General features: G+C 63.5%; 10 protein-coding genes. 8 read left to right on the top strand and 2 right to left on the bottom strand.

Features of this window, described 5'->3' with window-relative positions; translation table 11 throughout:
• The first annotated feature begins 101 nt into the window (after positions 1-101).
• On the top strand, positions 102-305 hold the full coding sequence (locus tag AC1DO7_RS14745; protein ID WP_017228340.1) for a cold-shock protein: 204 nt from the start codon (positions 102-104) through the stop codon (positions 303-305).
• Between the two features lie 1,826 nt (positions 306-2,131).
• Positions 2,132-3,175: a replication protein RepA gene (locus AC1DO7_RS14740; RefSeq protein WP_441643134.1), complete on the top strand. Its 1,044-nt coding sequence runs from the start codon at positions 2,132-2,134 to the stop codon at positions 3,173-3,175.
• Positions 3,176-3,416: 241 nt separating this feature from the next.
• Here the strand turns inward: AC1DO7_RS14740 and AC1DO7_RS14735 are convergent, their stop codons facing one another.
• Positions 3,417-3,620, bottom strand: coding sequence for a cold-shock protein (locus tag AC1DO7_RS14735; RefSeq protein ID WP_006159056.1), 204 nt, complete (start codon positions 3,618-3,620; stop codon positions 3,417-3,419).
• A gap of 368 nt (positions 3,621-3,988) precedes the next feature.
• Between AC1DO7_RS14735 and AC1DO7_RS14730 the strand changes: the two genes are divergently transcribed.
• The gene (locus tag AC1DO7_RS14730) at positions 3,989-4,648 is read left to right on the top strand and encodes an AAA family ATPase (RefSeq protein WP_441612254.1); all 660 of its coding nucleotides are present in this window, start codon (positions 3,989-3,991) and stop codon (positions 4,646-4,648) included.
• A 2-nt stretch (positions 4,649-4,650) separates the two neighbouring features.
• Positions 4,651-5,664 carry a ParB/RepB/Spo0J family partition protein gene (locus AC1DO7_RS14725; RefSeq protein ID WP_441611792.1) on the top strand — a complete coding sequence of 338 codons (1,014 nt, stop codon included), beginning with the start codon at positions 4,651-4,653 and terminating at the stop codon, positions 5,662-5,664.
• Positions 5,665-5,763: 99 nt separating this feature from the next.
• Here the strand turns inward: AC1DO7_RS14725 and AC1DO7_RS14720 are convergent, their stop codons facing one another.
• Entirely contained in the window at positions 5,764-7,368 is a 1,605-nt protein-coding gene (locus AC1DO7_RS14720; RefSeq protein ID WP_441611791.1) for a phage integrase family protein, read from the bottom strand.
• A 499-nt stretch (positions 7,369-7,867) separates the two neighbouring features.
• Between AC1DO7_RS14720 and AC1DO7_RS14715 the strand changes: the two genes are divergently transcribed.
• From AC1DO7_RS14715 to AC1DO7_RS14700, 4 genes are all read left to right on the top strand, one after another.
• A complete protein-coding gene (locus AC1DO7_RS14715; protein ID WP_441611790.1) occupies positions 7,868-8,725 on the top strand; it encodes a helix-turn-helix transcriptional regulator in 858 nt (285 codons plus the stop codon).
• 209 nt (positions 8,726-8,934) lie between these two features.
• Positions 8,935-9,387 carry a DNA-binding response regulator gene (locus tag AC1DO7_RS14710; protein ID WP_441611789.1) on the top strand — a complete coding sequence of 151 codons (453 nt, stop codon included), beginning with the start codon at positions 8,935-8,937 and terminating at the stop codon, positions 9,385-9,387.
• A gap of 99 nt (positions 9,388-9,486) precedes the next feature.
• Entirely contained in the window at positions 9,487-9,798 is a 312-nt protein-coding gene (locus AC1DO7_RS14705; protein ID WP_441611788.1) for a hypothetical protein, read from the top strand.
• A gap of 685 nt (positions 9,799-10,483) precedes the next feature.
• Positions 10,484-11,152, top strand: a complete 669-nt coding sequence (locus AC1DO7_RS14700) for a phosphatase PAP2 family protein (protein ID WP_441611787.1) — start codon at positions 10,484-10,486, stop codon at positions 11,150-11,152.
• Positions 11,153-11,230 lie beyond the last annotated feature (78 nt).

The raw sequence follows: 11,230 nt of genomic DNA, 5'->3' as shown, positions 1-11,230 counted from the left end.
TGGTACTTCCGTTGTCCATGGTGTCCTTTCCTTGAGTTGCTTTGCTGGATATGCGTGAGCTATCCGTTTCTTTTTAAATTTTTGTCAGGAAAAGCAATACCATGCAAACCGGTATCGTTAAATGGTTCAACGACGCCAAGGGCTTCGGTTTCATCAAGCCGGACGCAGGCGGTGACGATCTCTTCGCGCACTTCTCTGAAATCCGCGCCGACGGTTTCAAGTCGCTGCAGGAAAACCAACGCGTGTCGTTCGAAGTCAAGAACGGCCCGAAGGGCCTGCAAGCTGCGAACATCACGCCGCTGTAAGCAGTAAGACTGGCACCCCTCCTGGGGTGCGCCCAGTCAAGAAAACCCCGCCTCTCGAGGCGGGGTTTTTTTTTCGTCCTGCCGGGGCCCGCAAGCGGACGGTGGCGACATGCCCGCGGCCTGCGCCCCGTCGACCCGCCTCGCTACGCCCGAAAGCAGCCGCACCGCTTGTCCAGCCACGCCTGAGCCCTTAGCCACCGGAAGACACGCCGGGCCCGCAGAAATGGGTACGCACAGGCCAGGCGAGCCATGTCTTCGGCGAGATGACAAGCGCGCAGAAACGGGTACGCTTTGGCCGCACCGGCCGGGCCACGCACGCCCGGGCTTCGGGCGCAGCGCCTTTTGAACGTCCGCAGAAACGGGTACGCTGAGCTTGAAATCGACACGCAGCCAGGGCCTGGACTGAGCCGTCCAGGCCCTGGTTCGCTCCACACCGCAGCCATATTGCAGCGCAGAAACGGGTACGCTTTGCTCTGCCTGGCGCGCACCGAATACGCCTGCGGCCTCCTGACCGCATCCAAGATCGCCCTGCTGATGTATTGGTGCAACGCAGAAACGGGTACGCCTCACGCAATTCCCCGCCAGCTGGGCGCCTGGCCCGTACGCAGAAACGGGTACGCTGCCGCCCGTTTTCGGGCGAATTTACCGCTCGCATCGACCCCGCGAGCCATCCTCAAGCCTGATGGCCGGCCGCACGGCTGGCCGGTTTCCTGTCGCGACAACGAATCCCCTGCTCCACGCAGAATCGGGTACGCCCCGCTAAGCGCGTAGTCCGGCGCCCGCCTCGCAGAAACGGGTACGCCACTCGCTTGTATATCCCTGATCGCTGACCACCCCTCATCACCAGCATCTCCAGCGTCCCGCAGAAACGGGTACGCCGACGTATACCCTTTGGCAGCCTGGATAATTCCGAGTGCAAGCGCTCGCTTTTACTGAGAACCTTGTGTATAATAGAGGTGAAATTTCCGGCTTGAATTTCAGGGCGTCAGATACACGCAGAAACGGGTACGCCCAGCGCCGAATGATCGCCTTGCGGTGACGCAGAAACGGGTACGCTTCGGAGTTCGGAGCGGCCCTGGTGGATGTTTCGCAGAATTGGGTACGCCGCAGAAACGGGTACGCTGGCACGACCGAAACCGGGCTTCGAAGTGCTCACGCAGAATTGGGTACGCATTTGGAACGCCGCCGCCCCGATTGACGCAGAATTGGGTACGGTGCGGGGTGAAAAGGGCAGTCGGGGAGTGGGATGCGTACCCGTTTCTGCGGGGATAACTCCGGTACGACCCCTTGTTTACCTCGGCACGGAGCGTATACCGCACTTGACCCGCAGAAACGGGTACGCTTTGGCGCGGTCCGGCTGTGGAAAAGCCTGTGAGAACAGGGAGTTATCCCCGCAGAATCCGGTTCGCGCTTTACGCTGAAACGGGTTCGGTATACCGCAGAATCTGGTACAGCACTTCGCAGAATCGAGTACGGTTTCACGCAGAATCGGGTTCGGAAGGGGGCTTTTTCCGTATACGAATCAGTGGCTTGGGGGCTACGTATACGGTTTACGAGTAGTTAACCCATACGCTTATCGTTTACTGGTAGCTCAGTGCTGGCCTTCCGTGGACAACCCTGCCGGGTTGCCCACCGCAGACCACCCTGCTACCAGTCATGAGACCCACCTGACCCAAAACCCGCGGCAGGACAGGAAATTCGCCTACCGAACCTGTTTCTGCGTGACAAGGCGGTTTGCTTCGCGTAAAAAGTCGTGTATTCCGAAGCCCGCCAATATGCCCATCAAACGCACCCAGACCATCCTGGGATCTCACGATCCGGCCAACATGGACCGTGAGCCGTCCCGCATCATCGTTCCCGGCGACGAGAACAGTCTGGTTCCGTCCGAGAAATTCCAGCGCCTGTTCGACGAAGCCCAGGCCATGGAACGGGAAGATGCATGGCAAAGTGGCGAAGTCGGCTTCCTTAGCCGCGCCAGCGTACAAGTGACCCTGCCTTATCGGGCGCCGAAAGGTGCGCCGCCGGTGTGGACACGGACCAGCGGGAATATTTCCCTGATGATCCAGCCTGGTTACTTCACGCAGCAGCGATCCGAGAAGGCGAGCAACGGTCGCCAGAAACTGGTGTCCGAGACGGTGTCGCTCGGCTATCCCTACGGGTCTTACCCGCGCCTGATGCTTGCCTGGATTGGCAAGGAAATCATGGCCAAGAAGAAGCGAGGGGAGTTTACGGGCACGGTCGAGGATCGCCGCATTTCGCTGGGCAACTCGCTTTCCGAATTCATGTACAACCTGGGCATCCCGATGGCCACGGGTGGCAAGCGCGGCACCATGACCCTGGTGCGCCAGCAGATGATCCGTCTGTTCTCCGCCACCATTGCGATCGTCCAGAACAAGTCCACGCCGAGCCAGAACCAGAACCCAAATCACGAACCGCTGTCCATTGACCGGGTCGGGTACCTGCTGGCAGATCAGTTGTCGACCTGGTGGGATCCGATGCAGCCCGGGCAGGGCTCGATGTTCGAGAGTTTCGTGGTGCTGTCCGAGCCCTTCTTCAACGAGCTGGTTAACCGGCCTGTGCCAGTGGACATGCGGGCGCTGAAGGCGCTCAAGCAGTCGCCTTTTGCGCTCGATGTTTACTCCTGGCTGACGTATCGTTTCTTCACCATCCAGCGCCGCACCGAGATCCCATGGGAAGCGCTGCAGATGCAGTTCGGCACCGAGACGGAAAGCGAGCGCAAGTTCCGCGCACTGTTCCGCAAGGCACTCAAGGATGTGCTGGTGGTGTATCCGGGTGCCAAGGTGGATGCAGACTCGTCCAAGGCACTGATCCTGCAGCCCTCGCGCACCAGCGTTCGCAAGCTGGCCTGAGATCCGGCTTGTCGCACGATCCGCCCGCTGGCTAGCCCAGCGGGTTTTTGCTTTCAGGACAGTGCGCGCGGCATGCGTTACCGGGCTCCTTGCCGTCCGGGAACGATGTGGGCGTCTTGCCTCGCTTGGGATTGCAGAAAAGACAAAAGGCAAGCGTGGAACGCTTGCCTTTTGCTTTGCTGGCCGGACCGGGACCGATGGGGTCCCGGCTCGGCCGGCGAGTTCGGCGTGATTCGTGAGATCAGGCCGGCTTGATGGCGGATGCCTGCAAGCCCTTCGGACCCTGCTTCACTTCGAACGTGACGCGCTGACCATCCTTGAGCGTCTTGAAACCCGAACCCTGGATTTCGGAGAAGTGCGCGAACAGATCCGCACCGCCGTCGTCCGGGGTAATGAAGCCAAAGCCTTTGGTCTCATTGAACCATTTGACCGTACCGGTTGCCATGTGAATTTCCTTTCGAAGCAAGTTCTTGTACACAACGCAAACAACGCTAACAACCGCTCAAGCACGCTAAATTCTCGTAGTTACCGAACGGATGCGACGAGGTTGACACGACTTGACTCGACTGTAGCGGGCATCATAACCAGTTTGTCTAGTTGTGTCATGTGCGGCGAAAGACGCACTATGCCTACTGTAGGCGGATTCCATGCCGCATTTCAAGCGAAAATCTTTCATTTCCATAACACGAAATGTTTTCGCTAATTTTATGTAAAAAATATAAAATCAAAAAACAGTTGAGCCCGCACGTCACTTTGACTAAAGTTGCGCCTAGAGATAATCGTGCGCTTTCAGCGCTGAAAGAGAGGTCGCAAGTGCCAGCTAAAATCATCACGGTCTTCAATCAAAAGGGCGGGTGCGGAAAGACCACGGTCAGCATGCATCTCGCCGGCACGCTTGGCCTGCGCGGTGCACGCTCCATGCTCGTGGATATGGACGAGCAGGGCACCGCGACGCGCTGGGCGGCACAGGCCAGCGATGAACGTCCTTTTCCCGCTTCAGTGATCGGTCTGGCGCCTTCGGGGGGCGCAATGCACAGGGAGGTCCGCAAGTTCGTCCAGGACTATGACTACATCGTGGTGGATTGCCCGCCGGCGGTGCATTCGGCCGCGCCGTCGAGTGCCTTGCTGATTTCGGATCTGGCCATCATTCCCGTAGTGCCCTCCCCGCCGGACCTCTGGGCGGCAGTGGCCGCCAAGACGCTGGCCCAGCACGCGCAGGTACAGAACGAAACCCTGCGGATTCGGGTAATGGCAAACATGGTGCAGCGGCGCGTCTCGATTGCGCGGCAGGCGATCGAGATCCTCGGCGATGACGCGGAGGTTCCGCTGATGAATGCAATGATCGGCTCGCGCTCGGCATTCCGCGAATGTCAGGCGATTGGCTGCACGGTGCATGGTGTGGTTGGAGCACGCGAGTCGGTGCAGGAAGTCGACATGATGGTCGACGAGGTATTGTCTTTGATTGAGCAATAAGAATGGCTACAAAACTGAAGAGCCTGAAGGCGGGCATGCTGGCGGGGATGGCTGCCGAGAAAACACGCGGCGATGCCCTCGACCGCTTTGCGCGCGCCGAAGCCGCGATTTCCCAGCACCCGAACGGATTGCTCCAGGCACGCTCGCGCGAACCGAGCCCGATTTTCAGCGCTGAAAGTGAGCCGGAGGAGGAGGGCGGACGCATCCTGATGAAGGTCCCGCTGGCGCAACTCCACGACAATCCGTTTAATGCCCGTCGTATCTACGACCCGGTCGTGGTCCAGGAGCGGGCGGCATCCATCGCCACGCACGGGCAGAAAACGCCAGGCCTGGCCACGCCCGATCCGGCGCGCCCGGGGCATTACATCCTGGTCGATGGACACTACCGCAAACGCGCGCTGGCCTCGGCGGGCAAGCTCGAGATGGAATGCTTCATCGAGAGCGACCTCAGCGATCTCGACTTCTACCGCCTTTCCTTTCTGCTCAACGAGCAGCGCTCCGACCAGTCGGCGCTGGATAACGCCATCGCCTGGCGCCAGCTGCTGGATGAAGGGAAAGTCCAGAAAGAGGAAGATATATGTGAATTGACGGGTATGTCCGCGGGCACCGTCAACAAGACACTGGCACTGCTGCGCCTGCCGGAATCCGTGCTGGGCGTCATGCGTGAACGGCCCGCTGCCATCGGCATCGCCACCGGCTACGAACTGACGCTCTACTGCAAGATCGTTGGCGAGGACCGGACCCGTGACCTCGCCGCGCGCATCATGGTGGAGGGCTTGTCGAGCCGGGAAGTCGAGGCCATCCGCAAGCATGCCCAGGAAGGCAAGTCGCGCAAGGTCAAGGAGATCAGCCGCCAATACAAGATTCGCAGCGACGGCGGCCAGTTACTGGGCACCATAAAGGAGTGGGATTCCGGCCGCGTGATGCTCGACGTGCAGGTCGGCGACAGCGCGACGCGCGAAGCCCTTGTCGATGCACTCAAGGTACGTTTCGGCCTCGACAAGAAGGCGGGCTGACAACACGAACCACGGCGGCCAGCAACGCGCGCTCAGCCTGGCCGTCCGCCTTGCAAGCCAGGACGCGGCGTCCCGTGCGGCGCCGCCCACCGCATTCACTCACTCAGGCGCGGTAGCTTCACCAGAAGGTTGGGGCCGCATCCGCGTCCTCCGTCCGGCAAGATCGCGCGGCGAGCGCGCCGCGAATTCCCCATCCACCTCCGCCCGATAACGCTCGATCGCCTGGCTCAGCAGCGCATGCAGTCCGCGCACCGAGTATCCGGCGCCCGGCGAGCTATCGGCCTTGCGCTGTGCGCGCCCGGTAGGCGGCAAGCGTGGCGGCCCGACCAGGGCCACGGGTCGCCCGGCCTGGCCCTCCCAGTCCAGCCCCCGGTCTTGCCAGTGTCGTGCCAGCGCCGCGCGGGCCGGATCGTCCAGACCCTCCTGCGCAAAATCTCCGTCGGACTCTCCAAGCGTACCAAGCTGCTCGCGTTTGAATTCGGCCAGATCGGAGAATCCGATCGGCAACGCCTGCAATACGCGCACGGCAGCCTCGGCGGCTCGATAGCGCCGGCCATCCTCGGCCTGCCCCTGCGTTGTCAGCCATGCGAGGAAGCGTGCCAGCGAATCCCGATCGAACTGTGTTCCCGGCGGTCGCCGGGCGGCGCGCGGCAACCGCAATTGCGCCTGTGTTTCCGCTTGCCAGACATGCGATGCCACATGGCCCTGCAGTTGCAGCCATTCGAACAACGCGCCCAGGATGCGCGAGGCATGCAGAACACTGCTATCCGATAGCGGGCCGGTAAACGGCCGCCATGCGACCGAATCCCTCGGCGCGCGCGGACCCACCCAGAGGCGCTCGGGCACAGGCTTGCGCAAGAAGGCAAGGTAATCGAGCCTGTCCTGGCCATCCAGCATAGCCAGCGTCTTGCGGCGCTCCGTGACCGACCAGAGCAGGAGACGCTCGGCTTCCTTCCGATATGCCAGCCAGGTACTCTGCTGCGCTTCATTTGCCGCGAGCCAAGCTCTCACCGCGGACAGATCTTCCGGAAAAGATGCCTTTGCGTCACTTGATGCGCCGGGCGTTATCTCTGGACACCGCATCAGTTCGAATGGCACGAGCTGCCGCAGGCCCGGTGCCAGCACGGCCTCGCCCAGGCGGCCGCGCGCGCCCACGTGTTCGCGCAGCAGCGGCGCACCATGCTCGTCCCGGACGATATCCCTGTGCTCCGCCAGCCAGCGATTGATGGCCCCACCGGCAAGCGAGCCAATGCGCGGCACGGAGCGCCACCATGCGTTGCCATGCCGGTTGGCAAGTTCGACCAGGATATGCAGGTTGGATATTTTCTGGGCGCGCAGCCGCCGCGCCAGCGCAGGAGAAAACCACAGCTCGATGCCATGGTCGGCGCGCGGGCGCGCCGTACCCAGGCGCTCGAGCTCGGCCAGCGCCTCCACGCGGCGGTCCATGCCGCGATTGGAGCGTCCTGGACCCATTTCCAGCAATTCGGCCAGATCCGGCCTGCTATGCAGGTGGGCGAGCTGCACCATCCGGTCGCGCAAGCCCAGCAATACGCGCAGCGCGGACTCCCCGCCGGGATCGTCATCGGCGTCGTCGGATAGATAGCGATCGGCCACCATCGCCGCAGGCATGCCCTGGACGTAGGCGCGTACCGCGGCAAACTGGCTGCGTGTGAGTGTCAGACTGGGTGTTTTAGCGGGCTGCATCGCACGGCCCGATTGTGATGCTAAGGTGTTGATTCATAAGGCACTTAAACAGCCACTAAATGCATCCGGAGGCAAATGCATAGTGAAATGTAATGCCGATAATTATAACGCGGAATATCCCGAAAACCGCAATGGAAGCGCGTAAACGTTCTCCGATTCGACAGTCGCCGTGACCTCGACCCGTAGTGCGGACCCGTGTAACCCTCACTTGCAATCGCGTGTTGCAGTGCATATGCTCAGACCAGAGTTAGTATTTTTTAACTCTGTTTTAAGAGGCATCGAAGAAGCAACGAAAGCGTAAGAACAACGCAAAACGGGGCGGTTCGACACGATTCCAAGGGATGGTCAGGCGCGCAGCGAAACCCGGACGGGGGCAGCGGCGGCGACCGGGAGTCAAGCCGGATCGTATGGAAATGCAACCACAGCATAGTGGGCTTTTCCAACAGCATGCGCGGGTTGTCGCGGGACTCGCCATGCAGCAATAAGAAAGAGAGCGGCCATGGCCACCATCCTCTTGATCGAGCCTCATCCACTCCTGCGCCTGGGTCTGCGCCATTTGCTGACGCAAGCGGGACTCCACGGCGATCTGGTCGATATCGACCCAGGATCCTTGCCCTATCCGGCCGAATGGCTGTGCCACGCAGACCTGATGATCTACGGCTTGTCCGCGGATCCGGCCACGCATTGGCAGGAGCTGGAACAAGCCTGCAGGTCGCTGATGCCGCGCCGCGTGCTGGTGCTGGCGGACGAGGTCTGCGCCCCGCCCCATGCCGGCGAGATCCCCGGCAACGTGCGCGGCCTGCTGTCCAAGGCATGCAGCGCCGATATGCTCGACGCGGCCATCCGGCTCGTGCTCGCGGACGGCGAATGCTTCCCTGCCCGTGCCCAGGCCGCCCGCGCCAGCGAGCACGCCGCACACTGGGGCACCGCGCAGGCGGCCCCGACCCCGAATACCGTGCACCGGTTTGGCGGCGCGCCGCTGACGGACGACGGCCACCCGTACCCGGCACGGCCGACGCAGCATGCCGGCCCCGCCGAGTCCGAACCGGAGACGCCCTCGGCCGGCTCGCACCTGCTCAATATCACCGAGCGCCAATATGAAGTGCTGGCGCTGCTGGCGCGCGGATATCCCATCAAGACCGTCAGCCGGCTGCTGAATATCTCGGTGGCGACCGCCAAGACCCATGCCTGCACCTTGTACCAGCGGCTCCAGGTGCGTAACAAGGGTGAGGCGGTTTACGTGGCACTCCAGCGCGGCGCCAAGCTGAGCTGGCCCGGTCCGGCACCGGCCGCCACCACCTTGCGCGGTGTGGGCCCGCAGTCGGTCGAACTGATCAGCATCTGCCAGGCTGCATGAGGGATTGTCCCGCCCCGGAGCCCATGGTGGGCCCGGGCGGCCGATTGCGTTAGCGGCTCCATCTTCTTCAGTACGCTGCCTCATCCGAAAGCACGAGGCGGCGTATTGTCGTACTTGCTACCCTGATCTGCAGCAACGCCAACAAGTGCCTTCGCGCGGCCAGCCGGTCCCGGCGCGCGGATCCTGCCAACCCGCTGTCACCCGCGCCGATGACAACGCTTCTGCTTGCCCACAACATGATGCTGCGCCGGGGCGTGCTGCGTCAGCTTCGCGAGCTGTCAGCGATCGCCCCGGTCCTGTCCCAGACCCCCGAATGGCTGCTGGAGGCGGCACCCGCGGACTTGCCGCGCGGCCCCATCGATTTTGCACTGCTCGATTGCAGCGGCACGGACGCCGATCCCTTCGAACTGCTCGAAGCGCTCAGCACCCGGCTGGCGCCGCGGCGCTGGCTGGTCATGTGCGAGGCGCCTGACGCCATCCTGGCCGGCCACGCGGCGCACCTCGGCGCCAGCGGATGCCTGGCGGTGCCTGCCTCGCCCGAGCAGACCCGAGCCGCCGTGGCGCTGGTGCGCGCCGGCGGCCAGTGCTTCCCGCGCCGGGCTTTCGCCCTGCAGCAGCCTTCTTCCCCCATCGGTTCAGGTGGGTCTACGGCAAGGGGATGATGCGCCAGCAGGCCCGGCCTCCTATGCTGGAGACGCGCGCACAACGAAGCCGAGACAGCCAATGTCAATCCGGCCGACGCGCACTGCAGAGGGGGTCATATGGAAAACGGGCTGGATATCCTGGTCGTGCGTGGCTTTGCCGTGCCGGAAGGCCGGGGCAAGTGGGCATGCTGCTACGAGATCAGACTGACCACCGGGCGCGACGAGCCGCTGCTGTACCGCGGCGAGCTGCACGGCCGGCGCTATGCCTGCGAGGCCGCGGCAATCGCCGCGGCAACCTTTGCCGGCGAGCAGGAAGCGCGCAGGCAGGTGGCGGCCGTGCGAGCCGGGCTGCTCGCCCGCCATGAATACTGCGTGATGGTAGCGGGCGAGCCGTTAGGTGAGCCTCTACAGGTTCCGGCGGACAACTGAGCCGCCGCCGCCCTCGGGCGGTGTCCTGCGCGATGCGCCCTTGCGGGGCGCGCGGCAGGCAGGATCGGCGCGGACCGAAATAACGGAGGGAGCGACGAGCGCGTGTTCGGGGGACCGGAGCGATCCGGTGCGCATGCCTGTCGGTGCGGCATGCGCGCACGCGTAGTTCGGCCGCAGCGCGTGCTGCGCCAGAACTTTAGGGCCACGGTCGAGCCGGCCGGTACAGGCGGCACGCCGTGGCTTTTTCTTTTGCCTTGCGCCCGGTGGCCAGCACGATATGCCCGGCGCGCCGGCACCAAGCAAAAAAAAGAGTCCGCCGACCGGGGGACCATGCGGACTCTAAGTGGCCTGCGCGATTCCGCTCGGGCAGACCACTCTCCGACGATAGCGAAAGCCTGGCGGCAGCTGTATCGACCATAAGCAGCATCTGCCACTTGGCAAATGCGCACGCCGCCGCGGCGCGCCGAAACCCGCCAGCCCAATGCGCGCTTCGCCGCGGCGCGACGCACAGGGCGCCGCGCCATGGACCACCCTGGCCGTTTCATGCTTCTGGCTGGGATGAGGCAGGGCAGGAATCGCTGCCCGGAACGGGCAAGGATGAGGGCGGCAGGGGCCGCCGTAGACGGGGCTGCCCCACAACTGTGATACTTTTCTCGCGTTCCGATACCTGACGACGGCCACCTCGATGCACTGGCATTTCATCTCACGCTTTGGCGAAACCTCCCTGCTGCTGCCCTGCGCGGTGCTGATCACGGTCTGGCTGCTTTATGCCGGGGCCTACGCCAGCGCCCGCCGCTGGCTGCTGGCATTCGGCCTCGGGGCAGCGCTCGTGCTGGCTTCGAAGCTGGCATTCATGGGCTGGGGCATCGGCTGCGAAGCGCTGAATTTCACCGGCTTCTCCGGGCATAGCATGATGGCGGCCTCGGTGCTGCCGGTGCTGCTGTACCTGGTGGTGTCGGCACGCTATCCCCGCCTTGCACTCGTCGCATCCTGCTTTGGCATCCTGCTGGCGCTGCTCGTGGGCGTGTCGCGCCTGAAGCTCGAGGCGCATTCCGATTCCGAAGTCGCCAGCGGACTCGCCATCGGCTTTGCCGTGAGCCTGTCCTTCATCCTGTGGAGCGTGCGCCCGCGGCGCTCCGCCCCCGCGCTGGCGGCCGCGCTCCTGATGGCAGTGATGCTCGGCGTGCCGGTCGCCGGCGTGGCGGCGCCCACCCACCACTGGCTCGAAGTGATTGCCGCGCGCCTGGCCGGTCGCGACAAGCCATTCCAGCGCGGACAGTGGCGCGAATGGGCCGGCCAGCCCGAGAGCGCCGCGGTGCTGGTCTGCGTGCCGGAGCCGCGCGTGGCGTCCTGAGCGCCGGGGGCGCGCTGTGTGTGCGCCAGCTAACAGACCTCGCCGTCGCCGCGGCACAACCATGATTTGCATGACTAG

The organism is Cupriavidus sp. 05N40, assembly GCF_056397305.1.
Note: the sequence above shows the minus strand (reverse complement) of the source record. Positions and strands in the feature narration are given on the sequence as shown.